This is a genomic window from Streptomyces sp. NPDC058751 (assembly GCF_042746485.1).
Classification (GTDB): Bacteria; Actinomycetota; Actinomycetes; order Streptomycetales; family Streptomycetaceae; genus Streptomyces.
Genome location: NZ_JBHYPZ010000021.1, coordinates 96,554 through 121,432, shown reverse-complemented (window position 1 = coordinate 121,432; position 24,879 = coordinate 96,554). Strand labels below are relative to the sequence as shown.

The window sequence follows — 24,879 nt, the reverse complement described above, 5'->3', positions numbered from 1 at the left end:
AGGTGCGGGCAGGCCACCGGCCATCGGTGCGGACAGGCCACCGGCCATGGGTGCGGACAGGCCACCGGCCGCAGGTGCGGGCAGGCCGTCGGGCATAGGTGTGAATTGCGTGTTTTCTGGGACGTTTGTCACAGGTTCCGGCAAGTGTTCCCAGGGGTGGCCACCCAAAAGGGGTGTCATTCTCCAGATCAAACACGTATCCGCTCGATGACACACCGCATTGCCCCCTAGGATTCCACCTATCACCTCACCGGTCTCATTCGACAGGAACCCCATGAGCGACACTTCCCCCTACGGCTTCGAGCTTGTGCGGCGTGGATACGACCGCGCTCAGGTGGACGAACGCATCTCGAAGCTCGTCTCCGACCGTGACAGCGCTCTGGCCCGTATCACCGCCCTTGAAAAGCGCATCGAGGAACTCCATCTCGAAACGCAGAACGCCCAGGCCCAGGTCAGCGACGCCGAGCCGTCGTACGCCGGGCTCGGCGCGCGCGTCGAGAAGATCCTCCGCCTCGCCGAGGAGGAGGCCAAGGACCTGCGCGAGGAGGCCCGTCGCGCGTCCGAGCAGCACCGCGAGCTCGCCGAGTCGGCCGCTCAGCAGGTGCGCAACGACGCAGAGTCGTTCGCCGCGGACCGCAAGGCCAAGGCGGAGGACGAGGGTGTCCGGATCGTCGAGAAGGCCACGAGCGAAGCCGCTCAGCTCCGTTCCGAGGCGCAGAAGGACGCGGCGTCCAAGCGTGAGGAGGCGGACGCCCTCTTCGAGGAGACCCGCGCCAAGGCCGCCCAGGCCGCCGCCGATTTCGAGACGAACCTCGCCAAGCGCCGCGAGCAGTCCGAGCGGGACCTCGCGGCGCGGCAGGCCAAGGCCGAGAAGCGCCTCGCGGAGATCGAGCACCGCGCGGAGCAGCTCCGTCTGGAGGCCGAGAAGCTGCGCACGGACGCCGAGCGCCGCGCCCGCCAGACGGTGGAGACGGCTCAGCGCCAGGCCGAGGACATCGTGGCCGACGCGAACGCCAAGGCCGACCGCATCCGCTCGGAATCCGAGCGCGAGCTGGCCGCCCTGACCAACCGCCGCGACTCGATCAACGCGCAGCTCACGAACGTCCGCGAGATGCTCGCGACGCTCACGGGCGCCGCGGTGGCCGCCACCACCAGCCCGGTCGAGGACGAGCCGGTCTCCCGCGGGGTCCCGGCGCAGCAGTCCCGGTAACCGCACGGCACGACACCGGGGCCCGTTCCCTCTGCCGAGGGCGCGGGCCCTTGTCGCGCCCTGCCCCTGTCCGCCCTCCTCCCACCCGCCTCGCCCCCGTCCGTCCCGATCCGATCCGGTCGTGCCGTGCCGTGCCGGCGGGGCCCTCCCCCGCCAAGTGGCAGGCCCCCGGGGGCCGTCTTAGCGTGGCCGCATGATCGAGCTCGAGGGGCTGACGAAGCGGTACGGCGAGAAGGTGGCGGTCAACAACCTCACCTTCGCCGTCAGACCGGGCATCGTGACCGGCTTCCTCGGCCCCAACGGCGCGGGGAAGTCCACGACGATGCGGATGATGCTCGGGCTCGACCGTCCCACCGCGGGCGACGTACGGATCGACGGACAGCACTACGAACAGCTCAGGGACCCGCTGAAGTACATCGGCGCGCTGCTGGACGCGCAGGCCGTGCACGGTGGCCGCAGCGCCTTCAACCATCTCCTGTGCCTCGCGCAGAGCAACGGCGTCCCGAGGGCACGGGTGCACGAGGTCCTCGACACCGTCGGCCTCACCGCGGTCGCGCGGAAGAAGACGAAGGGGTTCTCGCTGGGCATGGGCCAGCGGCTCGGCATCGCGGGCGCGCTGCTCGGCGACCCGCGGATCCTGATGTTCGACGAGCCGGTCAACGGTCTCGACCCCGAGGGCATCCACTGGATCCGCAATCTGATGAAATCACTCGCCTCCCAGGGCCGTACGGTCTTCGTCTCGTCCCACCTCATGAGCGAGATGGCGCTGACCGCCGACCACCTCGTCGTCATCGGCCAGGGCAGGCTGCTCGCCGACACCTCGATGGCCGACTTCATCCGGCAGAACTCGCGCAGCTACGTCCGTGTCCGCTCCCCCCAGCGCGAGCGGCTGCTCGACGTGCTGAGGGGCGCGGGGATCACGGCCGTCGAGACGGGCGGCGGGGCGCTCGAGGTGGACGGGGGGAAGCCGGAGCGCATCGGGGAACTGGCCGCGCAGCACCGCCTCGTGCTGCACGAGCTGAGCCCTCAGCAGGCATCGCTGGAGGAGGCGTTCATGCGGCTGACCGCGGAGTCGGTGGAGTACCACGCGCACGACGGAATGCCGGAGCGCGACCTCGCGCCGGCCCCGTCGTCCGCGCCCCCCGCCCCTCGGTGGGGCAGCGACTGGAAGAAGGGCTGACCGTGGCGGTCGCCCAGGTCCTCAGGTCCGAGTGGACCAAGATCCGTTCCGTGTCGTCGACGGTGTGGACGCTGAGCCTCGCGGCGGTCGTCACGATCGCGCTCGGCCTGCTCATCTCGGTCCTCTCCGCGAACGAGTGGGACAACATGAGCGCGCGGGACCAGCTGGTCTTCGACCCGACGTTCATCAGCTTCGCGGGCATGACCCTCGGCCAGCTCGCGATGATCGTGTTCGGGGTGCTCGTCGTCGGCAACGAGTACAGCACCGGCATGATCCGCACCTCGCTCTCGGCGGTCCCCCAGCGCGGCACCTTCCTGTTCAGCAAGGTCGCGGTGGCGGCCGGTCTCGCGCTGGCCGTCGGAATGGTCACCAGCTTCGTCACGTTCTTCGTGGGCCAGGCGGCGCTCGGCACGCACAGCGCGTCGATCGGCGATCCGGGGGTGCTGCGCGCGGTGATCGGCGGAGGGCTCTACATGACGCTCATCGCCGTCTTCTCGATGGGTGTCGCGGCGATGCTGCGCTCGCCGATGCTCTCGCTCGGCATCCTGATGCCGTTCTTCTTCCTCATCTCCAACATCCTGGGCGCGGTCTCCGCGACCAAGAAGGTCGGCCGCTACCTCCCCGACCAGGCCGGCAGCAGGATCCTGCGGGTGGTGACGCCCCTCGACGACACTCCCTACGGTCCCTGGGGCGGCCTCGGCATCATGGTGCTGTGGGTGGCCGTGGCCCTGGCGGGCGGGTACGCGCTGCTCAGGAAACGGGACGCGTAGGACGGCCGGAGGGCTCGTTCCCCTCCTCGTCCGGGGGCTCGTTCCCGTCCGGGCCAGGGGGTTCGTCACCGTCCCGGCCGGGAGGCCCGTCGCCGTCCGGGCCGGGGTGGAGCAGCCCGTCGAACTCGGACCAGCCCTCCCACTGCCACACGTCCCTGCCGAGGTCCGGCCGGAGGGGCACGAAACGGCCGAGTTCGAAGTCCCCGGCCTCCAGGTCGAACCAGCGCTCGTCGGCGACCTCGGTGCCGAGGCCGACGGTCCGCGCGGTCAGCCGGACGAGCAGCTTCACCCCGGACGAGCGGGACAGGTCCTTGCCCTGGATCCGGCGGAACGGCAGTTCGGGCACCGGTGCCTCGACCGGTATCCAGACCGTGAAGGGCGCCCCCCGCTCGACCGCGAGCCAGCTCCGCTCGTCGGCCGGTACGCCCTGCGCGTCCAGGACCTTCAGCCACTGCTTGTAGATGACGAGACTGCCGTCGTGCGGGGAGCGCTCCAGATAACGCAGATGGGCGCGGGCCCGCAGGTCGACGACCGAGAGGTTGTCGAAGCGGTTGTAGAAGCGGACGGCGATGATGGCGTGGTCGCTGTCCGCGTGGCTCCGCGAGTAGCCCGGGAAGTCGGCGGTCCAGGCGTGCGAGATGCTGGCCCGCCGCCGCCAGACGAAGGGCCGCAGCGCGAACAGCTTGATCAGGGCGATGCCGAGCAGCACCGCCGGCACCATCGCGCCGGTCACGGAGGCGAGCGTGGCGAGGAGCTGGTGGGCGGTGCTGTCGGATTCGGGGGAGAGACTGTCGGTGCCGACGCAGGCGCGCAGCACGCTCAGGCTGAGGTCGAGGAACCGCTCCCCGTCCGAGAAGCGCTCGGCCGTCGACCGCTTCGAGTCCTCGGTCAGCGTCCACGCCGCCGCCACGACGACCGAGAGCGCTGCGAGCGCGCCCAGCGCCATCAGCAGCAGGGCGTGGAGGGTGCGTCCGGCGATCCACCAGCGAACGGACATGCGATAGCGCGGATGCGACGGCCCTCGCCCCGGCCGTCCCGGACCTCGCCTCATCAGCCTCAACTCGCCTCCCCCGTAACCGATTTCACCCGCCCCCATACAATAGGGGCGACATCATTCCCGGTGTCGGTTCAGGCCAACCGCGCCCAGCCGGGGAGACCGGGTCCCGCGCCGGGTAGACATCGGGTGAGGGACGAGGTCCATCTCGCGTGAAAGGCTGTGCCCGCATGCGCGCGACACCACCCCGGGAGGACGTCACCGTGACGACGACGGACCGAAGCCTCGAGGCACTGGGCCTGAGCGACGTGCCCGCGAAGGAGCCCCTCACCTATCCCGGCCGGCCCACCACCGAGCCGTCCCTGCTGACCGGTGACGAGCTGCTCCAGCTCGACGTGCGGCCGCTGCGGCTCGGCGAGTGGTACGTGGAGGAGCGCCAGGAGCAGCGGCGGCTCGACGAGGCGCTCGCCGGCCTGGGGCAGGTGGGCACCGGGCGGCGCCACCCGGTCATCGCCGTCGGTTCGAACGCCTCCCCCGGGCAGGTCGCCCACAAGCTGACCCGGCTGGGCCTCCCGGCGACGGTGCCGATGGTCCCGGTGCGGGTGCGCGGGATCGGCGTGGGCTGCTCAGGACACATCAGCCCGGCGGGTTACGTGGCCGGGACGCCGTACGTGGACTCGGACGCGGAGACGACGCTCGTGGTGACCTGGCTGGACTCGACGCAGCTCAAGGCCGTCGACGACACCGAGTTCCCCGACTACCGGCGGGCGATACTGCCCGGCGACGCGTTCGCGATGACGATGCCCTCGGGGGAACGGCTCGGCGGCGCGTACATCTACTTCAGCGCGCACGGCGTGCTCGCCGAGCCGGGGACCGGGCGGCCCCGTCCCGGTGGCGGCGACCAGTCCGAGCTGCTCGCCGCCCTGCTGGCCGGCTCCGGGCGCCTGCGGGACCTGCTCGGGCCCGATCCCGCGACCTGGGTGCGCCGCGCGGGCGCCGACCGGTCGCTGCGCGAGGCGGGCACGCTGGTCTTCGGCGAGGAGGGCTGGGTGCTGCCGCAGACCGACTTCCTGCCCTACCTCGACGATTCGGCCGAGCTGCGGCTCTACGACGATCTTCCGCCGCTGGACGATTCGCTGCCGGACCGCCCCTGAGACTTTCCCGTCGGCGCGATGGCGTGAATTCCCTTTTCCCGCCCACCCGGAAAGACGGGTACCTGACAGAACGGTCGTACGAAACTTCGCGCTCTACTGGATCTTTCACCTGCCGATGGGCGTGACTTTACTTCCCCTTGAGTGGAACCGTCGGCGCCCGGATATCCTCCTAACCCTTACGGGGGCGTGCGCCCCGAGGTCCTGAACCTTCCGATGGGTGCGGAGAATGATCGAGGCAGTCGGCCTGACGAAGCGCTACGGCGCCAAGACGGCCGTGTACAACCTTTCCTTCCAGGTCCGGCCGGGTGCCGTCACCGGGTTCCTCGGGCCCAACGGCTCGGGCAAGTCGACGACGATGCGCATGATCCTCGGCCTCGACAACCCGACCTCCGGGCAGGTGACGATCGGCGGGTTCCCCTACCGCAAGCTGCCGAACGCGCCCCGCCAGGTCGGCGCGCTCCTCGACGCCAAGGCCGTCCACGGCGGCCGGAGCGCCCGCAGCCACCTGCTGAGCCTGGCCCAGCTCTCGGGCATCCCGGCCCGCCGCGTGGACGAGGTGCTCGGCGTCGTCGGCCTCCAGGACGTGGCGAGGAAGCGCTCCAAGGGTTTCTCCCTCGGCATGGGCCAGCGCCTCGGCATCGCCGCCGCGCTCCTCGGCGACCCCCAGGTGCTGCTCTTCGACGAGCCGGTCAACGGCCTCGACCCCGAGGGCATCCTCTGGGTGCGCAACCTGATGAAGTCCCTCGCCGCCGAGGGCCGTACGGTCTTCGTCTCCTCGCACCTCATGAGCGAGATGGCGCTGACCGCCGACCACCTCATCGTGATCGGCCGCGGCCAGCTCCTCGCCGACCAGAACATCAAGGACTTCATCTCGCACAACTCGGCCGACTTCGCCCGGGTGCGCACCCCCGAGACCGAGCCGCAGCAGCGCGAGAAGCTGACCGCCGCGCTGACCGAGGCCGGCGGCCAGGTGCTGCCCGAGCAGGACGGCGCGCTGCGCGTCACCGGCCTGCCGCTCCCCCGCATCAGCGACCTCGCGCACTCCGCCGACGTCCGGCTGTGGGAGCTGTCGCCGCACCAGGCCTCGCTGGAGGAGGCGTACATGCGGATGACGCAGGGCGCCGTCGACTACCGCTCGACCGCCGACCAGAAGGCCGGGCTCCAGCAGCAGCTGCCGCCGGGCGCCGTGCCGCCGCCGCAGATGCCGGTGGCGGGCCAGGGTCAGCCCGGCTGGTACGCGCCGCCGCCGCCCCAGCAGGGCGGGCAGCCCTTCGCCATGCCGCAGACCGGTCCCTACGGCGCTCCCGCGGCCCCCGGCCCGTACGGCGCTCCGGCCACCGCGCCCGGCGCCCCGGACGTCAACCCGTACGCCCAGGCCCCCGCGAGCCCGCCGGTGCCCGCCGCCGCGCCCGAGCCCACGACCGCGCCCGCCGCCGACCTGACCAAGCCCGAGGACGCCCGATGAGCACGCCCCAGCCCCCGATGCCGCAGCAGGCCGCCGACCCCGCCTGGCAGGCGGCGCCCGGCGGTTCGTACACCTCGCCGATCCCCGTCACCCGCACCCACATCGGGCACGCGCTCCACTCCGAGTGGACGAAGATCAAGTCGGTGCGCTCCACCATGTGGACGCTCGGCATCTTCCTGCTCCTGGTGATCGGCATCGGCTTCCTGGTCGCCTCGCAGACCTCGGACGAGGAATTCGGCGACGTGCCGTTCACGATCCCCGCGTTCTTCGGGCTGATGCTCGGACAGATCTGCCTGATCACCCTGGGCGTGCTGGTGGTCTCCTCCGAGTACGGCACGGGCATGATCCGTACGACGTTCACGGCCTCGCCGCAGCGCCACCGGGTGCTCGCGGCGAAGATGGTCATCTTCTTCGCGGTCGCGTTCGCCGTCTCGGCCTTCTCGATCGGACTCGTCGGTCTGTTCACCTCGACGCTGCACAGCGACGACCCCGACCAGGTCCCCTGGGGCAGCAGCGTCGTGATGGGCGCGCTGTACGTCTCGCTGCTCGGGGTGCTCGCCCTCGCGGTGGGCTCGATGCTGCGTCACTCGGCGGGCGCGATCACCACGATGCTCGGTGTCGTGCTGGTGCCCGCGATCATGCCCGCGTTCCTGATGATGTCCGACAGCCTGCGGACGATCGGCGAGAAGATGCAGGAGTACAACGCCCCCAACGCCCTCGCCCAGGTCTTCCAGCTGGACGCCGACAACGGCCACGGCGGCGCCCAGCTCGGTCTGCTCGCCGGAGTGACGGCGGCGGCGGTCGTCGCCGCCTTCGTGCTCCTGGACCGCCGGGACGTGTGACGGCCGCGCCCGGCCCGGGACCCGAGGCCGGAACGGCCGAAGTCGCCTAGAACCTGGGCGCGTTACGGGACCGCTGCACCCGCGAGGTGCGGCGGTCCTTCGCGTTCCAGCAGGCCTTGTGCCAGTGCCGCCGCTCGTCGACGCCCGAGTGCTCCGGCCAGGCCACCACGTGCGGCACCCCGGAGGGGATCAACTGGTCGCAGCCGGGGCAGCGGTAGGTCTTGCCCTGCGCGCTCGCGCCCGCCACCTGACGCACGCTCCACTCGTCGCCCTGCCAGCTCTCCGTGGACTGCCAGCCGCCGTAACGGTCCGACGAGTCCTCCTCGGGGCTCCTGCCGGACGAGCCGGAGTCCTTCGGACGGTTGCGACGCGGGGACAAGGGACACCTCACGGAGCTATACAGGAAGCAGGGGCCGACCCCAGCCTACGCGGGACGCACACGGGTACGCGTAATCCGCCAACCCGCACAGATCCCCCTTCGGACACTCCTCGGGCGGTCTTCGGACAGCCCAATTCCCAGACAATCCGCAAATCTCCCCGCAAGGCCGTGTCTTCGGCACGTGTCAGGCGGTTATGCCGGGTGGGGGAGCTCCGTGTCGGAGCCGAGGAAGCAGGAAGTTCGATGCACGTTGGAAGTTTTGTACTCGCCGCCCAGTTCCCCGGACAGGGCCAGGGAGAGGCCCTGCACCGCGCGGTGCGGTCGGCCGAGGTCGCCGAGGAGGCCGGGCTCGACGCGGTCTGGCTGGCCGAACACCACTTCGTGCCGTACGGGACCTGCCCGTCGGCCGTCACACTCGCCGCGTACCTGCTCGGCCGCACCGACCGGATCCGCGTCGGCACGGCGGTCAGCGTGCTGCCCACCGTCCACCCCGTGGCACTCGGCGAGCAGGCCGCCCTGCTGCACCTGACGTCCGGCGGGCGGTTCTCGCTCGGGGTCGGCCGGGGCGGCCCCTGGGTCGACCTGGAGGTCTTCGGCGCGGGCCTTTCGGCATACGAACACGGGTTCCCGGAATCACTCGATCTGCTGATCCGCTGGCTGCGCGATCCGTCGGTCTCCGCCGCCTCCGAGCGGTTCTCGTTCCGCGAAGTCCCCGTCGTACCACGCCCGTCGGAGGCGCTGAGCGGCACGCCGGGCCCCGAGGTCGTCGTGGCGTGCACCTCGCCCGCGAGCGTCCGGCTCGCCGCCGAGCGCGGGCTGCCGATGCTCCTCGGCATGCACGTCGGGGACGAGGAGAAGGCCGAAATGGTCGCACTGTGGAGGCGGCACGCGCGCGCGGCGGGCCGCCCGGCCGACGAGATCCGCACGGCCGCCCATGTCTCCGCCGGCGTCTGCCAGATCGCGGACCGCAGGACCGACGCCGTCGAGACGCTCGTCAAGGCGATGCCGGGCTGGCTGAAGCAGGGGCTGGACGCCCACGTGACGGTCGACGGCCGCGCCCGCTCGATGCGCGACCCGGTGGCGTACACCGAACTGCTCTGCGGGCTGCACCCGGTGGGCACCCCCCGGCTGTGCGCCGACCGGCTCGCGGCGACCTCGGAGCGGACCGGCATCGCGCGGTTCGCGCTGCTGGTCGAGGGTTCCGGCGACCTGGCGGCGACCGAGGAGAACGTACGGCGACTGGGGGCCGAGGTGCTGTCCCAGCTCGGGTGACCGCACAGGTCCGGCCCCGAGGGGCCGGACACGCGGGGAGCTTGCCGCCCCAGTACCAATGCACCTCCCGCGTACGGAGCGGCAAGCAATGCGGCATCGGTGCGTCAGCAGTCCCTGAACTCCGGGGACTGGTTGAGCACCTGACTGCGGACCGAGGTGAAGCGTGCCAGCGTGTCGTCCACCGAGTCGTCCAGTGGGAACACCGCCACCCGGTGGCAGTTCTGGAAGGCCAGCCGCACACCGAAGTGCCGCTGCAGCGCACCGCGTATCGCGTCACTCGCGAGCGCACGCAGCAGCTGGCCACGTGCCTGCTCGTCCGGCGGGGGCGTCTGGTTGTCGGCGAAGTTGCCGCCGTCCACCTTCAGCTGGGCCACCAGGGAGCTGATCATCTCCCACGCGTAGGGCAGGGAGGTCCGGACGCAGTCGACGAATTCGGCTTCATCGACCTCGCCTCGCTCGGCCTGTTCAAGTAGGGCCGGTGAGACGTCGAGCGACATGGGTACTCCTCTCGCACCCCCACACCTCGGGGGTTGCCGGACAGAAACGGGGACCGCGATATCGAACACGCTGAGTACACGCATCACGACCTCCCGTTCATACGGTAAGCATCGGCAGGTAACGGCACCAGGAGAATGGGCACATGGCGAGCGCCCGGTAGGCCCACAATCGGCCACGGCAGAACAGGGAACCTTCAGGATCAATGGGGTGACCCGCGAAAACGCCGGCCGGGCCGGGCGGCGCCGGCCCCGGGAACAAACAGGACGAACCCCGGGTTCCGTCCTGGGGCGGGTGCGGAAGGGGGTGCGGGACGGGCGCGAGAATCGCGTGCACCGCCGCCGGTCGAGTAGCGTTGCCGACCATGCGTCTCGTCATTGCCCGCTGTTCCGTGGACTACGCGGGCCGGCTCACCGCCCATCTCCCGTCGGCCCCCCGTCTGATCCTCGTGAAGGCGGACGGCAGCGTCTCGATCCACGCGGACGACCGGGCCTACAAGCCCCTCAACTGGATGTCGCCGCCCTGCACACTGAAGGAGGGCTCGGGCGACGACGAAGGCGTCTGGACCGTCATCAACAAGGCGGGCGAGAAGCTCATCATCACGATGGAGGAGATCCTCCACGACTCCTCGCACGAACTCGGCGTGGACCCCGGCCTGATCAAGGACGGCGTGGAAGCGCACCTCCAGGAGCTGCTCGCCGACCGCATCGAGACCCTCGGCGAGGGCTACTCGCTCATCCGCCGCGAGTACATGACGGCCATCGGCCCGGTCGACATCCTGTGCCGGGACGCCGAGGGACAGACCGTCGCCGTGGAGATCAAGCGGCGCGGCGAGATCGACGGTGTGGAGCAACTCACGCGCTACCTGGAGCTGTTGAACCGCGACCCGCACCTCGCGCCGGTCCGCGGCGTCTTCGCCGCCCAGGAGATCAAGCCGCAGGCCCGCGTCCTCGCCACCGACCGCGGCATCGGCTGCACGGTCCTGGACTACGACGCCCTGCGCGGCATCGAGGACGACAAGCTGCGGCTGTTCTAGGCCCCTCGGTTTCGTATACGGCAGAGGGCCGGGTCCGATGACGGATCCGGCCCTCTTTTCCTTCCGCGGGGTCCGGCCGTACGTCCGGACCCCGCGGTCAGATCGCCGTGCCGCCCTGCGTCCGCGTCGGCGCGCGGCTCGGCACGGGGCCGCTCGCGGAGTCCGAGGTGGACGGGGTCGTCGACGTACTGGCCGACGGTGACGGGGACGGCGAACCGCTCGGCGACGACTTCGAGGGGGACGGGGACGGCGAACCGCTCGGCGACGACTTCGACGGGGACGGGGACGGCTTGTGCGTGGGCCGCTTCGAGGGCGACCCGGACGGCGACCTCGACGGGGTGCTCGTGCCGGTGCGCGTCCCGCTCGGCTCGCCGGAGGGCCGGACGGCCGTGGCCGTCGGCGTCGGGTCGGCGGGCGAGGCCACCGCGCCGGGAGAGGGGTCGTCGTCGCCCTTCTCCGGCGTGTCGGCGCCCAGGCTGTCGTCCTGGGCGTCCTGGGTGGCCGAGGGGTTGACGCCGACCTTCTCGGACGGGGTGTCGGTGTTGTGCTCCGAGGTCGCGCCGAGGGTCACCACGGTCCCGAGGACGGCGACGAGGAGCGCGCCCGCGCCCGCGGCCACCAGGTTGCGCCGGGTGCCGGTGACCAGCCGCCCCGCCATGCCCCGGGGCCCCGCGGCGGGGGCGGCGGCGCCCACCGGGTGGGCGAGCATCGTGACGGTGTCGCTCGAGGGGCCGGTGCGGGAGGGGCTGGAGGGCACACCGCCGGGAGGCGGCACGGACTCGTCGTGACGCGCGTCGGACACCTCTTCGCCCGCCGGGGTGCGCCCGCTGGTGAGCTGCAGGGTTCCGGAGCGGTCGGTGACCAGCGCGAGGGCGCGGCGGCCGACGGTGGTGCCGCGCTTGTCGGCGAGTTCGCCGCGCGTGGCGACGGAGGCCTCCAGCTCGGCGCGGGCCCGGTCGAGCTGGTTGCCGCAGAGCGCGAGGACGCCCAACTCGTGGTGGAAATAGGCCTGTTCCCCAAGGTCCTCGGCCAGCTCGGAGGCTTCGACGCCCAGCCGCAGGACGCGCTCCCAGGCGCTCCAGTGCAGTCCCGCCGCGAAGGCGGGGGCGGCCGTGCGGGCGAGCTGGACGGAGACGCTCTCCTCGTCCTCGTCCTGCGGGGCGGTGGTGACCGGGACGAGCACGTCCAGGGCGGCGAGCACCGCGTCGGCCTCGGCGCAGACCCGCTCCGGGGTGACCGAGGGGTGCCCGGCCCACCAGGTGTAGTGCCGGGCGGCGGCCAGCGCGTTCTCCTGGAGGGCGTCCGCGTATCCGGAGAGCTCCAGCTGGGCCTGTACGCCGGCGGCGAGCCGGTAGCGGGAGCCGACCGGGGAGACCAGGGCGGAGGCCGCGAGTTCGGCGAGGGCGGCGTCGGCGTGGGTGTCGCCCACGAGCGCGGGCAGATGGGCCTGGTGGGGCACCTCGCCGCCGAGCGCGACGGCGAGGCGCAGGGTGGCGCGCGCCGACTCGCTGAGCCGGGAGGCGAGCAGCGCGGCGGGCGCGGCGCCCTCGGCGAGGGAGGGCAGCGGCCTGTCGGCGCCGTCGCCGGCCTCGAAGGGCGCGTCGGCCGGGGCCGCCTGGAAGACGCCGTAGTCGTCGAAGGCGTCCTCGGCCGTCCGGACCCGGTCGCGCTGCCTCAGCAGCGCTCCGGCCTGGATGAAGCGCAGCGGCAGTCCCTCGGACTCGAACCAGAGGTCGCCGGCCCAGTTCGACTCGTCCTCGGTCAGGACGCGTCCGACGGAGCGCTCCAGCAGTTCGAGGCTGCCGCTGCGGTCGAGGCCGCCGAGGAGGACCTCTTCGACGTCGGCGCGGGCGGACGGGGCGGGTATGTCGGGGGTCGCGGCTATCAGGAAGGCGCACTCGGGGGTGGCGTCGAGCAGCACGTCGAGGGGGTTGCCGCCGATCTCCGCGTCGTCGAGGACGACGACCGCGCCGATCTCGCGGACGAGCCGGAGCAGTTCCTCGTGGTCCGGGCGGTACAGCGGGGCCTCGTAGACGGCGGCGAAGAGGTCGTACAGCACGTCGCTCGCGGTGCGTCCGTAGCCGGAGAGGCGGACGACGCCGTCGGGGGCGAGGTCCGCGCAGTCGTCGGCGACGGCGTCCAGCAGGACGGTGCGGCCCGATCCCGAGGGGCCGGTGATCCGTACCGAGCGGCCGCGCGCGAGGAGGCGTACGACCCGCTCGCGCTCCTCGTGGCGTTCGAGGAGCGGCAGCCGGGGCTGGGTGGGGCCGGGCGGGGCGGGCGGCCGGGCCGCGCGGGCCAGTTCGGCACGTTCGTCGGCGCCGTTCCTGGCCGGGGGCTGCGGCCGCTCGTGCGGCGGGCAGTTCTCGATCTCGCTGCCGTCGACGGGATTGACCGTGAGCGCGAATTCACCCGTGACGAGCCTGACCGTGCGGACGGGCGCGGGTTTGGACTGTCCGAGGTCGGCCGCGAGCGGGTCGCGCGGCGGGCGCGGGCGAGTCACCTGGCCGTCGTCGTCATGGCCGTACTCTTCGGGTCCCCGGTTGATCGGGTCCATGTTCCAAGCCCCCCACAAGCGTCGTGTGCCGATGCCCTCCCGGCCTGGCCGCACACCGCTTCGTCGCTTCTGGTCCGGTGCCCCCGCGCAGGTTTTCGGTCGGCGGGCAGCCGAACCCTAAACCTTCGCACAGTATCTATGAACAGGCGGGGTACCGCGCCGTCCGAACCGTCACAGCTTCGTGAGGATTGTGCACGTGGTGGGCCCTGCGAGCCCGGTCGGGGCGCGTGCGCGGCCGCGCGGGGCAGGGGCGCGCCGGGGTCACACCCGGGGCAGTGACTCGACCCCGATGCCGCCCTCGATCGCCAGGATCCGGTGCAGCCGGGTGGCCACCAGCAGGCGCTGCATCTGCGGCGGCACTCCGCGCAGTACGAGCCGTCGGCCGCACCGCCCGGCACGCCGGTGGGCCCCCATGATGACGCCGAGTCCGGTGGCGTCCCAGGAGTCCAGCTCGGACAGGTCCAGCACCAGGTCGCCGGCCCCGTCGTCGACGGCCGAGTGCAGGACCGTACGGGCGTCCGCCGCGCAGCGTACGTCGAGGCGGCCCCCGACGACCAGCTCGGCGTGGTCGCCCCTGATGTACATATGCGCTCCCCGAGAATGCGTCTCGTAACTCCGCGTGTGTCTGTTTCCGCGTCTTCGCGTCTGCATGTTGTGCATGGTCTGACTGCCTGAGAGCCGTGGAGGTTGCCGTCCGTAAGCGAACCGATACCGAATTCACCTCATGGGGTGACATCGGGGAGGCGTGCACGGCGTCCGTGGCACATGCGGCGACCGGGTCCCGGTCGCCGCATGGTCTTTCAGTGCTTGTAGAAGCCCTGCCCGCTCTTGCGCCCGATGTCACCGGCGTCAACCATCCGGCGCATCAGCTCCGGCGGGGCGAACTTCTCGTCCTGGGTCTCGGTGTAGATGTTGCCGGTGGCGTGCAGCAGGATGTCGACGCCCGTGAGGTCGGCGGTGGCCAGGGGGCCCATGGCGTGGCCGAAGCCCAGCCGACAGGCGAGGTCGATGTCCTCGGCGGTGGCCACGCCCGACTCGTACAGCTTCGTCGCCTCGACGACGAGGGCCGAGATGAGACGGGTGGTCACGAAGCCGGCGACGTCGCGGTTGACGACGATGCAGGTCTTGCCGACGGACTCGCTGAACCGTCGCGCGGTGGCGAGCGTCTCGTCGCTGGTCTTGTAGCCGCGGACCAGCTCGACGAGCTGCATCATCGGCACCGGCGAGAAGAAGTGCACGCCGACGACCCGCTCCGGGCGCTCCGTGGCCGCCGCGATCTTGGTGATCGGGATCGCGGAGGTGTTGGAGGCGAGCACGGTGTCGGGGCGGACGATCTTGTCCAGCGCCTGGAAGATCTCGTGCTTGACCTCGAGCTTCTCGAAGACCGCCTCGACGACGATGTCCGCGTCGGCGGCGGCGTCCAGGTCGGTGGTCGCCGTGATGCGCGCGAGCGCGGCGTCCGCGTCGGCGGCTTCCAGCTTGCCCTTGCTCACGAACTTGTCGTACGAGGTCCTGATGCCGTCGAGGCCGCGGTTCAGCGCCTCGTCGGTGACATCGCGCAGAACGACGTCCCAGCCCGCCTGCGCGGAGACCTGGGCGATACCGGACCCCATCAGTCCGGCCCCGATGACGGCGAGCTTCCCAGCCACTCAGACTCCCTTAACACGCTGCTTGTGTATGCCTCTTCGGCGGAGAGTAGCGTTCGGAAGGGGGCGTGAAACCCGTAAGTAACGCGTGTCACGGTCTCAGGGCGTGAGACACCCGTCACGTCGGGTCCGGCGGCGGGCGGCACTCCCCCTCGCCCCCGGCGCGCCCTCCGTGACGGTGGGCACACGGGCGCTCCGCGGGAGCGGAGCGTAATTAGGCTGGCCCCATGGTCAATCTGACGCGCATCTACACCAGGACCGGCGACCAGGGCACCACCGCCCTCGGCGACATGAGCAGGGTCGCCAAGACCGATCTGCGGATCTCGGCGTACGCCGACGCCAACGAGGCGAACGCGGTGATCGGCACGGCGATCGCGCTGGGCGGTCTGGAGGACGAGGTCGTGCGGGTCCTCACCCGCGTCCAGAACGACCTGTTCGACGTCGGCGCGGATCTGTCGACGCCGGTGACCGAGGACCCGAAGTTCCCGCCGCTGCGGGTCGAGCAGTTCTACGTCGACAGGCTGGAGGCGGACTGCGACCTGTTCAACGAGCGGCTGGAGAAACTCCGCTCCTTCATCCTGCCCGGCGGCACCGCGGGCGCCGCGCTCCTGCACCAGGCGTGCACGGTCGTGCGCCGGGCCGAGCGCTCGACCTGGGCCGCGCTGGAGGTCCACGGCGAGGCGATGAACCCGCTGACCGCCACCTACCTCAACCGGCTCTCCGATCTGCTGTTCATCCTGGCGCGCACGGCGAACAAGGACGTGGGCGACGTGCTGTGGGTCCCGGGCGGGGAGCGCTGAGCGGCTCCCGGCCGCACCCGCCGAACCGGACGAAGGGCGTCCGCGCCGGGCCCGAAGGTCACTTCGGGCCCGTTGCCGCGGGCGCCCTTCGGCGTTCCCGCCACGCACTCCGGCCGATCATGAACGGGGACGCGAAGGCCCACGTCAGCCGCCCGTCCGCCCGTCAGGAACGGGCGCGCGATCATCAATGCACCGCCTGCTCAACGGAGTTGATGTGCCATCACGAGAGCGAAACAGTGGTCCAGACCTATTGACCTGTGGTCCAGACCTTCCTATTCTCGCGGCACCGTGGGTGTGAAGGCTCAGTCACGCCCCTCTCCCCCAACTCCCCCCGAGGAGGCGCGGAATGCGCTTCAGACAACGAGCGACGGCAGGGCTTGCGACCCTCCTGCTCCCCCTGGCCGGCCTGGTCGGTCTCGCGAGTCCGGCCCACGCCGCCGACAGCGCCACCGCCACGTACGCCAAGACCCAGGACTGGGGCACCGGCTTCGAAGGCAAGTGGACCGTCAAGAACACCGGTACCACCGCGATCAGTTCGTGGACGATCCAGTGGGACTTCCCCTCCGGCACCTCCGTCACCTCGGCCTGGGACGCGGACGTCACCAGCTCGGGCAACCACTGGACCGCCAAGAACAAGTCCTGGAACGGGACCCTCGCCGCGGGCGCCTCCATCTCCTTCGGCTTCAACGGTTCGGGCTCCGGCTCCCCGTCCAACTGCACCCTCAACGGCGGCAGTTGTGACGGCGGCCCCACCGTCCCCGGTGACAGCGCGCCCTCCGCGCCGGGCACCCCCACCGCCTCCTCGGTCACCGACACCTCGGTGAAGCTCTCCTGGAGCGCGGCCACCGACGACAAGGGCGTCAAGAACTACGACGTCCTGCGCGGCGGCAGCAAGGTCGCGACCGTGACGACGACCTCGTACACGGACACCGGCCTGACCGCCGGCACCGACTACTCGTACACCGTCCAGGCCCGTGACACCGCCGACCAGACCGGTCCGGTCAGCGGCTCGGTCGCGGTCCGCACCACCGGCGGCACCACGGACCCCCCGCCCACCGGCAACAAGGTCAAGCTCGGCTACTTCACCGAGTGGGGCGTCTACGGCCGCAACTACCACGTCAAGAACCTGGTGACCTCCGGCTCCGCGTCGAAGATCACGCACATCAACTACGCGTTCGGCAACGTCAAGAACGGTCAGTGCACCGTCGACGACACCTACGCCGCCTACGACAAGGCGTACACCGCCGACCAGTCCGTCAGCGGCACCGCCGACACCTGGGACCAGCCGCTGCGCGGCAACTTCAACCAGCTGCGCCAGCTGAAGGCCAAGTACCCGCACATCAAGGTGCTGTACTCCTTCGGTGGCTGGACCTACTCCGGCGGCTTCGCGCAGGCCGCGGCCAACGCGACCGCCTTCGCCAAGTCCTGCAAGGCCGTCGTGGAGGACCCGCGCTGGGCCGACGTCTTCGACGGCATCGACATCGACTGGGAGTACCCGAACGCCTGCGGTCTGACCTGTGACACCAGCGGTGCCGCCGCCTTCAAGACCCTGATGTCGGCACTGCGCACCGAGTTCGGCTCGAACTACCTGGTCACCGCGGCCATCACCGCAGACGGTTCCTCCGGCGGAAAGATCGACGCGGCCGACTACGGCGGCGCCTCGGCCTCCGTCGACTGGTACAACGTGATGACGTACGACTACTTCGGCGCCTTCAACGCGCAGGGCCCCACCGCCCCGCACTCGCCGCTCACCTCGTACTCCGGCATCCCGCAGGCGGGCTTCAACTCCGCCGACGCGATCGCCAAGCTGAAGTCGAAGGGCGTTCCCTCCGCCAAGCTCCTGCTCGGCATCGGCTTCTACGGCCGCGGCTGGACCGGGGTCACCCAGTCCGCCCCCGGCGGCACGGCGACCGGTGCCGCACCCGGCACCTACGAGGCCGGCATCGAGGACTACAAGGTCCTCAAGACGTCCTGCCCGGCCACCGGCACCATCGCAGGCACGGCGTACGCCTACTGCGGCAACAACTGGTGGTCGTACGACACCCCGGCCACCATCGGGACGAAGATGACCTGGGCCAAGAACCAGGGCCTGGGCGGCGCCTTCTTCTGGGAGTTCAGCGGCGACACCGGCAACGGTGAACTGGTCAGCGCCATCAACAGCGGCATGAGCTGACCACCGGCCTGAAACGGACCTCGCTCCACCCGCAGGAACGAGCCGCGGGCAGACTCCCTCAAGGGTCTGCCCGCGGTTCGCTGTTTGGGGCCGGGAGAGCGGTGTCCGGGGCCGGGAGACCCCGCTGTCCGGCCCGGGAGACCGGTGTCCGGGCCCGGGCGCAGGCCCGTACGGCACCGCCGAGCCGGCCGCTCCCACCCAAGGGAAAGGGCCCGTACGGCGACGAAGCCGACGGGCCCGGCAGTAGATGCCTCAGGCGACGTTCACCCCCGAGGGGGCCATGGACGCCGCTACCGAGATTCATTCGCAGTGCTCCAGCCTTCAGGCCGAAGGGGAAGCGAATCCTGTGTTCGCGGCGCGGAGCGTGGCGGTGGCGTCCCGGCGGAGCCGGACCCTGCTTCGTGTCGGTGACAGGCCGCTCGCATGTTCCCGGTGACGATGTGGGTTCGACTTGCCTAGTGTGATCGTCGTGCAGCTCCGGTACTCCTTCAGGCTGTACCCGGACGCCGGTCAGCGGACCGCGTTGGCGAGGGCGTTCGGGTGCGCCCGCGTGGTGTTCAACGACGCCGTGCGCGCCCGCGAGGACGCCCGCAGGGCCGGGCAGCCGTTCCCGGCGGCGGGCGAGCTGTCCCGGAAGCTGATCACCGAGGCGAAGCGGACGAAGGTGGGGGTCCCCCCGGACGGAGTCTGGGGGAGGTGCTGGCTGGGTGAGGTCTCTTCGGTGGTGCTCCAGCAGGCCCTGCGGGACGCCGAGGCCGCCTACCGCAACTTCTTCACCTCCCAAGGGCCCGAAGGTGGGAGCACCACGGTTGAAGTCCCGCAAGGACACCCGCCAGTCGGTCCGGTTCACCGCCAACGCCCGCTGGAACATCACCGCCGACAGCCGGCTGAGCCTGCCGAAGATCGGCGCGGTGAAGGTGAAGTGGTCCCGCGCCCTGCCCACCACCCCCACCTCCGTCACCGTGATCAAGGACAGTGCGGGACGGTACTTCGCCTCCTTCGTCATCGACACCGACCCCGCCGAAGACGCCGCCCGGATGCCCGACACCGGCCAGACGGTCGGCATCGACCTCGGCCTGACCTCCTTCGCTGTCCTCTCGGACGGCACGAAGATCGACTCCCCGCGGTTCCTGCGCCGCGCGGAGAAGAAACTGAAGAAGACCCAAAGGGAGCTGTCCCGCAAACAGAAGGGATCGAAGAACCGGGCCAAGGCCCGCCTGAAGGTCGCCCGCGCCCACGCCAAGGTCACCGACGCACGCCGCGATTTCCTCCACCAGCTCTCCACCAAGCTGATCCGCGAGAACCAAGCGATCGCCGTGGAGACCCTGGCGGTGAAGGGACTCGCGCGCACCCGGCTGGCCAAGAGCGTCCACGACGCGGGCTGGGCACAGTTCATCGGCATGCTGGCGTACAAGGCCACCCGGTACGGGCGCACCCTGGTCAGGATCGGCCGGTTCGAACCGACGAGCCAGGTCTGCTCCACCTGCGGCACCGTGGACGGGCCCAAACCCCTCAGCGTGCGGGAATGGACCTGCACCACCTGCGGCACCCATCACGACCGGGACCACAACGCCGCACTCAACATCAAACAGGCCGCCGGACTGGCGGTGACGGCCTGCGGAGCGCCGGTAAGACCAGAACCCGTTCTGGCACAGCGCGAAGAAACAGGAAGCCACGGAATCCCGACCGGAAACCGTGCCGCATAGGAGCACAGCAACCAGTCAAGGAAGGCCAGAATCCTCACCCATCAGGGCGAGGAGCATGTCAAGCGACGTTCACCCTCTGTCCGGGCGGGGCCGCCTCAAGCCAGGCGAGGAAGCCCGTGAGCGCGTCCTCGCTCATCGCCAGTTCCAGGCGCGTCCCGCGGTGGAGGCAGGCCAGGATGATCGCGTCGGAGAGCAGCGCGAGCTCCTCCTCGCCCTCGGCCACGCGGCGGCCGGCCACCTCGATCGCCGAGCGTTCGAGCAGGCGGCGCGGGCGGGGGGCGTACGAGAAGACGCGGTACCACTCGACCCGGTCGCCGTTGTAGCGGGCCACCCCGTAGCTCCAGCCCTTGCCGCTGGGGTCACCCTTCTCGGGGACGTCCCAGCGCAGGCTGCAGTCGAACGTTCCGCCGGAACGCTGGATGAGCCGGCGGCGGAGGCCGAAGACGAACAGCCCCACCACCACGAGCGCCACTACCACTCCGCACACAGTCAGAGCGAGGACCATCGACACCGACCTCCTCGTCTCCTAGGTAACGGAAAAGAAAAAACTTCCGGATTTGCCTCAGCCGCGGCCAGGGCCGGTGTGATCCGGTCCCAGCCGCGGCTGAGTCGAGCCTTGCACAGTGCTCCCCCAGCGCCAAAAGGGCTGGGGTCGCACCGATGATCAGCGGTTCGCCACCGCACGCAGACGGACGTCCGCGCGACGCTCGGCGGACGCGTCGGCGTCCGACTTCGCGCGCTCGAGCGCCCGCTCCGCACGCTGGACGTCGATCTCGTCCGACAGCTCGGCGATCTCGGCCAGCAGCGACAGCTTGTTGTCGGCGAACGAGATGAAACCGCCGTGCACCGCGGCGACGACCGTTCCACCATCACTCGTACGAATGGTCACCGGGCCCGACTCCAGCACACCGAGAAGCGGCTGGTGACCGGGCATGACGCCGATGTCGCCGGACGTGGTACGCGCGACGACCAGGGTGGCCTCGCCGGACCAGACACTGCGGTCCGCGGCGACGAGCTCGACGTGCAGCTCAGCAGCCAAGGTGGGCTCCTCGGGTCACCACCCGGCGTTGCTGCCGGGTGTTGGGTCAAAGTCTAGTAGGCGTACGGAGGGAGAAGGACCGCGCCCCGCGAGGCGCGGTCCCGCCCCCTCACTTCAGAACCGAGGTTCAGGAGACGCCGAGCTCCTTGGCGTTGGCCTTGAGGTCCTCGATGCCACCGCAGAGGAAGAACGCCTGCTCCGGGAAGTGGTCGTACTCACCGTCGATGATCGCGTTGAAGGCCGCGATCGACTCGTCCAGCGGGACGTCCGACCCGTCGACGCCGGTGAACTGCTTGGCGACGTGGGTGTTCTGGGACAGGAAGCGCTCCACGCGACGGGCACGGTGGACGGTGAGCTTGTCCTCCTCGCCCAGCTCGTCGATACCGAGGATCGCGATGATGTCCTGGAGGTCCTTGTACTTCTGGAGGACCGACTTGACGCGCATCGCGGCCGCGTAGTGGTCCGCCGCGATGTAGCGGGGGTCCAGGATGCGGGACGTGGAGTCCAGCGGGTCCACGGCCGGGTAGATGCCCTTCTCGGAGATCGGACGGGAGAGAACCGTCGTCGCGTCGAGGTGGGCGAACGTGGTGGCCGGGGCCGGGTCGGTCAGGTCGTCCGCGGGGACGTAGATCGCCTGCATCGAGGTGATCGAGTGACCACGGGTCGAGGTGATGCGCTCCTGGAGGAGACCCATCTCGTCGGCCAGGTTCGGCTGGTAACCCACCGCGGAGGGCATACGGCCGAGCAGGGTCGAGACCTCGGAACCGGCCTGCGTGAAGCGGAAGATGTTGTCGATGAAGAACAGCACGTCCTGCTTCTGCACATCGCGGAAGTACTCCGCCATGGTCAGACCCGCGAGGGCCACGCGCAGACGGGTGCCCGGGGGCTCGTCCATCTGGCCGAAGACGAGGGCGGTCTTGTCGATGACGCCCGAGTCCGCCATCTCCTCGATGAGGTCGTTGCCCTCACGCGTGCGCTCACCGACACCGGCGAACACGGAGACACCGTCGTGGTTGTTGGCGACGCGGTAGATCATCTCCTGGATGAGCACCGTCTTGCCGACGCCGGCACCACCGAACAGACCGATCTTTCCACCCTTGACGTACGGGGTGAGAAGGTCGATGACCTTGACGCCGGTCTCGAACATCTCGGTCTTCGACTCGAGCTCGTCGAAGCGCGGGGCCTTGCGGTGGATGGACCAGCGCTCGCCCGAGTACTTCTCGTCCGAGTTCAGCACCTCACCGAGGGTGTTGAACACCTTGCCCTTGGTGAAGTCGCCGACGGGGACGCTGATGCCCGTGCCGGTGTCGGTCACCACGGCCTGGCGGACCAGACCGTCGGTGGGCTGCATGGAGATCGTACGGACCAGGCCGTCACCCAGGTGCTGGGCGACTTCCAGGGTCAGCGTCTTCTTCTCGCCGGCGTTGGCCGGGTCGGCCACCTCGACGTGAAGGGCGTTGTAGATGTCCGGCATCGCGTCGACGGGGAACTCCACGTCGACGACCGGGCCGATGACCCGGGCGACGCGGCCCGTGGCAACGGCCGTCTCTGAAGTCGTCGTCATTACTTGTCACTCCCCGCGGTCGCGTCGGCAAGGGCTGCGGAGCCACCGACGATCTCGCTGATTTCCTGGGTGATTTCGGCCTGGCGGGCCGCATTGGCAAGTCGGGAGAGCGTGGTGATCAGGTCTCCCGCGTTGTCGGTGGCCGACTTCATCGCGCGGCGCGTGGCGGCGTGCTTGGAGGCAGCCGACTGGAGCAGCGCGTTGTAGATACGGCTCTCGACGTAGCGCGGCAGCAGGGCGTCAAGGACGTCCTCCGCCGACGGCTCGAACTCGTACAGCGGAAGGATCTCGCCCTTGGGCGCTTCCTCCGCCACCTCTTCGAGGCGAAGCGGCAGCAGTCGGCCGTCGATGGCCGTCTGCGTCATCATCGAGACGAACTCGGTGTAGACGATGTGGAGTTCATCCACGCCGCCCTCGGCCGTGTCCTTCTCGATGGCCTCGATCAGCGGACCCGCGACCTTCTTCGCGTCCGCGTAGGTGGGCTCGTCGGTGAAGCCCGACCACGACTCCACGACCTTGCGCTCGCGGAAGTTGTAGTGGGCCAGACCGCGGCGGCCGACGATGTACGTGTCGACCTGCTTGCCCTCGGCCTCGAGGCGGGCGGTGAGCTGCTCCGCCGCCTTGATGGCGTTGGAGTTGAAGGCGCCGGCCAGTCCGCGGTCGCTCGTGAGGAGCAGCACCGCGGAACGGGTCGCCGTCTCCGCCTCCGTGGTCAGCGGGTGCTTGGTGTTCGAACCGGTGCCGACCGCCGTGACCGCGCGGGTGAGCTCGGTCGCGTACGGCGTGGAGGCCGCCACCTTGCGCTGCGCCTTGACGACGCGCGAGGCGGCGATCATCTCCATCGCCTTGGTGATCTTCTTGGTCGCGGTGACGGATCGGATGCGACGCTTGTAGACCCGGAGCTGGGCTCCCATGAGTCAGGTCCCTTCCTTACGTCACTTGGCGGCGGCCGGAGCGTCCTCGCCGAGAAGCTTCCCGTCCGAGGTCTCGAACTGCTTCTTGAACTCCGTGATGCCGTCGGCGATGGCGGTGAGCGTGTCGTCCGACATCTTGCCGCCCTCCTTGATGGAGGTCATGAGGCCCTGCTCCTTGCGGTGCAGGTACTCCAGGAGCTCCTTCTCGAAGCGGCGGATGTCGGCGACCGGGACGTCGTCCATCTTGCCGGTGGTCGCGGACCACACGGAGACGACCTGGTCCTCGGTCGGCATCGGCTGGTACTGAGCCTGCTTGAGCAGCTCGACCAGACGCTGACCGCGCTCCAGCTGCGCCTTCGACGCGGCGTCCAGGTCGGAACCGAAGGCGGCGAACGCCTCCAGCTCGCGGTACTGGGCCAGGTCGAGGCGAAGACGGCCGGAGACCTGCTTCATCGCCTTGTGCTGGGCGGAGCCACCGACGCGGGAGACCGAGATACCGACGTTCAGGGCCGGACGCTGGCCGGCGTTGAACAGGTCGGACTCCAGGAAGCACTGGCCGTCGGTGATGGAGATGACGTTGGTCGGGATGAACGCCGACACGTCGTTCGCCTTGGTCTCGACGATCGGCAGACCCGTCATCGAACCGGCGCCCAGCTCGTCGGAGAGCTTCGCGCAGCGCTCCAGCAGACGGGAGTGCAGGTAGAAGACGTCACCGGGGTAGGCCTCGCGGCCCGGCGGACGGCGGAGCAGCAGGGACACGGCGCGGTAGGCGTCGGCCTGCTTCGAGAGGTCGTCGAAGATGATGAGGACGTGCTTGCCCTCGTACATCCACTGCTGACCGATGGCCGAACCGGTGTACGGCGCAAGGTACTTGAAGCCGGCCGGGTCGGACGCCGGGGCGGCGACGATGGTCGTGTACTCCAGCGCGCCGGCCTCTTCGAGGGCGCCACGCACGGAGGCGATGGTCGAACCCTTCTGACCGATGGCGACGTAGATGCAGCGGACCTGCTTCTTGGTGTCGCCCGAGCGCCAGTTGTCGCGCTGGTTGATGATCGTGTCGACGGCCAGCGCGGTCTTGCCGGTCTGACGGTCGCCGATGACCAGCTGACGCTGGCCGCGGCCGATCGGGGTCATCGCGTCGACGGCCTTGTAGCCCGTCTCCATCGGCTCGTGGACCGACTTGCGGACCATGACGCCGGGGGCCTGCAGCTCGAGGGCGCGGCGGCCGGACGTCTCGATCTCGCCGAGGCCGTCGATCGGGTTGCCGAGCGGGTCGACGACGCGGCCGAGGTAGCCCTCGCCCACGGCGACGGACAGCACCTCACCGGTGCGCTGCACCGGCTGGCCCTCTTCGATACCGCTGAACTCGCCGAGGATGACCGCACCGATCTCGCGCTCTTCCAGGTTCAGCGCGAGACCGAGGGTTCCGTCCTCGAACTTCAGCAGCTCGTTCGCCATGGCCGAGGGAAGACCCTCGATCTTGGCGATACCGTCGCCGGCGACGGTGACCGTACCGACTTCCTCGCGCGAGGCCGCGTCCGGCTGGTACGACTGGACAAAGTTCTCCAGTGCGTCCCGGATCTCCTCCGGCCGGATCGTGAGCTCCGCCATCTGGGTTCCCTGCTCTCCTTGTTGGGCCCGAAGTTTCACTTTGGGGGGATGGGGGACTCCCCCCGATGAGAG

At 70.3% G+C, this 24,879-nt stretch carries 21 protein-coding genes and 1 pseudogene; 11 read left to right on the top strand and 11 right to left on the bottom strand.

Annotation, left to right across the window (positions count from 1 at the left end; translation table 11 throughout):
- The first annotated feature begins 274 nt into the window (after window positions 1-274).
- The 3 genes from ACFW6B_RS20755 to ACFW6B_RS20745 all read left to right on the top strand — a co-directional run bounded on the left by ACFW6B_RS20755 (window position 275) and on the right by ACFW6B_RS20745 (window position 3,160).
- The gene (locus tag ACFW6B_RS20755) at window positions 275-1,210 is read left to right on the top strand and encodes a cellulose-binding protein (RefSeq protein WP_386597922.1); all 936 of its coding nucleotides are present in this window, start codon (window positions 275-277) and stop codon (window positions 1,208-1,210) included.
- A gap of 193 nt (window positions 1,211-1,403) precedes the next feature.
- Window positions 1,404-2,390 carry an ABC transporter ATP-binding protein gene (locus ACFW6B_RS20750; protein ID WP_386597921.1) on the top strand — a complete coding sequence of 329 codons (987 nt, stop codon included), beginning with the start codon at window positions 1,404-1,406 and terminating at the stop codon, window positions 2,388-2,390.
- A gap of 2 nt (window positions 2,391-2,392) precedes the next feature.
- Window positions 2,393-3,160 carry an ABC transporter permease gene (locus ACFW6B_RS20745; RefSeq protein WP_386597920.1) on the top strand — a complete coding sequence of 256 codons (768 nt, stop codon included), beginning with the start codon at window positions 2,393-2,395 and terminating at the stop codon, window positions 3,158-3,160.
- Here the strand turns inward: ACFW6B_RS20745 and ACFW6B_RS20740 are convergent.
- Window positions 3,141-4,157 carry a hypothetical protein gene (locus ACFW6B_RS20740; protein WP_386597919.1) on the bottom strand — a complete coding sequence of 339 codons (1,017 nt, stop codon included), beginning with the start codon at window positions 4,155-4,157 and terminating at the stop codon, window positions 3,141-3,143. The two genes, ACFW6B_RS20745 and ACFW6B_RS20740, sit on opposite strands and share 20 nt — an antisense overlap.
- Before the next feature lie 227 nt (window positions 4,158-4,384).
- Between ACFW6B_RS20740 and ACFW6B_RS20735 the strand changes: the two genes are divergently transcribed.
- The 3 genes from ACFW6B_RS20735 to ACFW6B_RS20725 all read left to right on the top strand — a co-directional run bounded on the left by ACFW6B_RS20735 (window position 4,385) and on the right by ACFW6B_RS20725 (window position 7,615).
- Window positions 4,385-5,308, top strand: a complete 924-nt coding sequence (locus ACFW6B_RS20735) for a hypothetical protein (RefSeq protein ID WP_386597918.1) — start codon at window positions 4,385-4,387, stop codon at window positions 5,306-5,308.
- Between the two features lie 226 nt (window positions 5,309-5,534).
- A complete protein-coding gene (locus ACFW6B_RS20730) occupies window positions 5,535-6,773 on the top strand; it encodes an ABC transporter ATP-binding protein (protein WP_386597917.1) in 1,239 nt (412 codons plus the stop codon).
- Entirely contained in the window at window positions 6,770-7,615 is an 846-nt protein-coding gene (locus tag ACFW6B_RS20725; RefSeq protein ID WP_386597916.1) for an ABC transporter permease, read from the top strand. The genes ACFW6B_RS20730 and ACFW6B_RS20725 overlap by 4 nt, the downstream gene beginning before the upstream one ends.
- A 46-nt stretch (window positions 7,616-7,661) precedes the next feature.
- On the opposite strand, the gene ACFW6B_RS20720 is transcribed toward ACFW6B_RS20725, so the two are convergent.
- Window positions 7,662-7,994: an ATP/GTP-binding protein gene (locus ACFW6B_RS20720; RefSeq protein WP_386597915.1), complete on the bottom strand. Its 333-nt coding sequence runs from the start codon at window positions 7,992-7,994 to the stop codon at window positions 7,662-7,664.
- A gap of 243 nt (window positions 7,995-8,237) precedes the next feature.
- Between ACFW6B_RS20720 and ACFW6B_RS20715 the strand changes: the two genes are divergently transcribed.
- Entirely contained in the window at window positions 8,238-9,266 is a 1,029-nt protein-coding gene (locus tag ACFW6B_RS20715; RefSeq protein WP_386597914.1) for an LLM class flavin-dependent oxidoreductase, read from the top strand.
- A gap of 104 nt (window positions 9,267-9,370) precedes the next feature.
- On the opposite strand, the gene ACFW6B_RS20710 is transcribed toward ACFW6B_RS20715, so the two are convergent.
- Window positions 9,371-9,763, bottom strand: a complete 393-nt coding sequence (locus ACFW6B_RS20710; RefSeq protein ID WP_386597913.1) for an SCO5389 family protein — start codon at window positions 9,761-9,763, stop codon at window positions 9,371-9,373.
- A gap of 362 nt (window positions 9,764-10,125) precedes the next feature.
- On the opposite strand from ACFW6B_RS20710, the gene nucS reads away from it, so the two are divergent.
- On the top strand, window positions 10,126-10,797 hold the full coding sequence (nucS, locus tag ACFW6B_RS20705; RefSeq protein WP_386597912.1) for an endonuclease NucS: 672 nt from the start codon (window positions 10,126-10,128) through the stop codon (window positions 10,795-10,797).
- 97 nt (window positions 10,798-10,894) lie between these two features.
- On the opposite strand, the gene ACFW6B_RS20700 is transcribed toward nucS, so the two are convergent.
- The 3 genes from ACFW6B_RS20700 to ACFW6B_RS20690 all read right to left on the bottom strand — a co-directional run bounded on the left by ACFW6B_RS20700 (window position 10,895) and on the right by ACFW6B_RS20690 (window position 15,003).
- Window positions 10,895-13,354: an ATP-binding protein gene (locus tag ACFW6B_RS20700; protein ID WP_386597911.1), complete on the bottom strand. Its 2,460-nt coding sequence runs from the start codon at window positions 13,352-13,354 to the stop codon at window positions 10,895-10,897.
- A 261-nt stretch (window positions 13,355-13,615) separates the two neighbouring features.
- Window positions 13,616-13,939 carry an STAS domain-containing protein gene (locus ACFW6B_RS20695; RefSeq protein WP_386597910.1) on the bottom strand — a complete coding sequence of 108 codons (324 nt, stop codon included), beginning with the start codon at window positions 13,937-13,939 and terminating at the stop codon, window positions 13,616-13,618.
- Window positions 13,940-14,154: 215 nt separating this feature from the next.
- Window positions 14,155-15,003: a 3-hydroxyacyl-CoA dehydrogenase family protein gene (locus tag ACFW6B_RS20690; RefSeq protein WP_386597909.1), complete on the bottom strand. Its 849-nt coding sequence runs from the start codon at window positions 15,001-15,003 to the stop codon at window positions 14,155-14,157.
- A gap of 224 nt (window positions 15,004-15,227) precedes the next feature.
- Between ACFW6B_RS20690 and ACFW6B_RS20685 the strand changes: the two genes are divergently transcribed.
- The 3 genes and pseudogenes from ACFW6B_RS20685 to ACFW6B_RS20675 all read left to right on the top strand — a co-directional run bounded on the left by ACFW6B_RS20685 (window position 15,228) and on the right by ACFW6B_RS20675 (window position 19,679).
- A complete protein-coding gene (locus ACFW6B_RS20685) occupies window positions 15,228-15,800 on the top strand; it encodes a cob(I)yrinic acid a,c-diamide adenosyltransferase (RefSeq protein ID WP_386597908.1) in 573 nt (190 codons plus the stop codon).
- A gap of 346 nt (window positions 15,801-16,146) precedes the next feature.
- Window positions 16,147-17,973 carry a glycosyl hydrolase family 18 protein gene (locus tag ACFW6B_RS20680; RefSeq protein ID WP_386597907.1) on the top strand — a complete coding sequence of 609 codons (1,827 nt, stop codon included), beginning with the start codon at window positions 16,147-16,149 and terminating at the stop codon, window positions 17,971-17,973.
- Window positions 17,974-18,442: 469 nt separating this feature from the next.
- Window positions 18,443-19,679, top strand: a pseudogene (locus tag ACFW6B_RS20675) (RNA-guided endonuclease InsQ/TnpB family protein).
- Between the two features lie 58 nt (window positions 19,680-19,737).
- Here ACFW6B_RS20675 and ACFW6B_RS20670 read toward each other — a convergent pair.
- From ACFW6B_RS20670 to atpA, 5 genes are all read right to left on the bottom strand, one after another.
- Window positions 19,738-20,184: a DUF2550 domain-containing protein gene (locus ACFW6B_RS20670; RefSeq protein WP_386597906.1), complete on the bottom strand. Its 447-nt coding sequence runs from the start codon at window positions 20,182-20,184 to the stop codon at window positions 19,738-19,740.
- A gap of 159 nt (window positions 20,185-20,343) precedes the next feature.
- The gene (locus tag ACFW6B_RS20665) at window positions 20,344-20,718 is read right to left on the bottom strand and encodes a F0F1 ATP synthase subunit epsilon (protein WP_103550961.1); all 375 of its coding nucleotides are present in this window, start codon (window positions 20,716-20,718) and stop codon (window positions 20,344-20,346) included.
- A gap of 127 nt (window positions 20,719-20,845) precedes the next feature.
- Window positions 20,846-22,282, bottom strand: a complete 1,437-nt coding sequence (gene atpD / locus ACFW6B_RS20660) for a F0F1 ATP synthase subunit beta (RefSeq protein ID WP_103550962.1) — start codon at window positions 22,280-22,282, stop codon at window positions 20,846-20,848.
- Window positions 22,282-23,196: a F0F1 ATP synthase subunit gamma gene (locus tag ACFW6B_RS20655; RefSeq protein WP_386597905.1), complete on the bottom strand. Its 915-nt coding sequence runs from the start codon at window positions 23,194-23,196 to the stop codon at window positions 22,282-22,284. Before ACFW6B_RS20655 ends, atpD begins: the two co-directional genes overlap by 1 nt.
- Window positions 23,197-23,217: 21 nt before the next feature.
- Window positions 23,218-24,807, bottom strand: coding sequence for a F0F1 ATP synthase subunit alpha (gene atpA, locus ACFW6B_RS20650; protein WP_386597904.1), 1,590 nt, complete (start codon window positions 24,805-24,807; stop codon window positions 23,218-23,220).
- Window positions 24,808-24,879 lie beyond the last annotated feature (72 nt).

Bases quoted from the DNA above. Each gene is read 5' to 3' on its own strand.
- ACFW6B_RS20755 (WP_386597922.1), top strand. From the start codon at position 275: ATGAGCGACACTTCCCCCTACGGCTTCGAGCTTGTGCGGCGTGGATAC.
- ACFW6B_RS20750 (WP_386597921.1), top strand. From the start codon at position 1,404: ATGATCGAGCTCGAGGGGCTGACGAAGCGGTACGGCGAGAAGGTGGCG.
- ACFW6B_RS20740 (WP_386597919.1), bottom strand. From the start codon at position 4,157: ATGTCCGTTCGCTGGTGGATCGCCGGACGCACCCTCCACGCCCTGCTG.
- ACFW6B_RS20735 (WP_386597918.1), top strand. From the start codon at position 4,385: ATGCGCGCGACACCACCCCGGGAGGACGTCACCGTGACGACGACGGAC.
- ACFW6B_RS20730 (WP_386597917.1), top strand. From the start codon at position 5,535: ATGATCGAGGCAGTCGGCCTGACGAAGCGCTACGGCGCCAAGACGGCC.
- ACFW6B_RS20725 (WP_386597916.1), top strand. From the start codon at position 6,770: ATGAGCACGCCCCAGCCCCCGATGCCGCAGCAGGCCGCCGACCCCGCC.
- ACFW6B_RS20715 (WP_386597914.1), top strand. From the start codon at position 8,238: ATGCACGTTGGAAGTTTTGTACTCGCCGCCCAGTTCCCCGGACAGGGC.
- ACFW6B_RS20710 (WP_386597913.1), bottom strand. From the start codon at position 9,763: ATGTCGCTCGACGTCTCACCGGCCCTACTTGAACAGGCCGAGCGAGGC.
- nucS (WP_386597912.1), top strand. From the start codon at position 10,126: ATGCGTCTCGTCATTGCCCGCTGTTCCGTGGACTACGCGGGCCGGCTC.
- ACFW6B_RS20700 (WP_386597911.1), bottom strand. From the start codon at position 13,354: ATGGACCCGATCAACCGGGGACCCGAAGAGTACGGCCATGACGACGAC.
- ACFW6B_RS20695 (WP_386597910.1), bottom strand. From the start codon at position 13,939: ATGTACATCAGGGGCGACCACGCCGAGCTGGTCGTCGGGGGCCGCCTC.
- ACFW6B_RS20685 (WP_386597908.1), top strand. From the start codon at position 15,228: ATGGTCAATCTGACGCGCATCTACACCAGGACCGGCGACCAGGGCACC.
- ACFW6B_RS20680 (WP_386597907.1), top strand. From the start codon at position 16,147: ATGCGCTTCAGACAACGAGCGACGGCAGGGCTTGCGACCCTCCTGCTC.
- ACFW6B_RS20670 (WP_386597906.1), bottom strand. From the start codon at position 20,184: ATGGTCCTCGCTCTGACTGTGTGCGGAGTGGTAGTGGCGCTCGTGGTG.
- atpD (WP_103550962.1), bottom strand. From the start codon at position 22,282: ATGACGACGACTTCAGAGACGGCCGTTGCCACGGGCCGCGTCGCCCGG.
- ACFW6B_RS20655 (WP_386597905.1), bottom strand. From the start codon at position 23,196: ATGGGAGCCCAGCTCCGGGTCTACAAGCGTCGCATCCGATCCGTCACC.
- atpA (WP_386597904.1), bottom strand. From the start codon at position 24,807: ATGGCGGAGCTCACGATCCGGCCGGAGGAGATCCGGGACGCACTGGAG.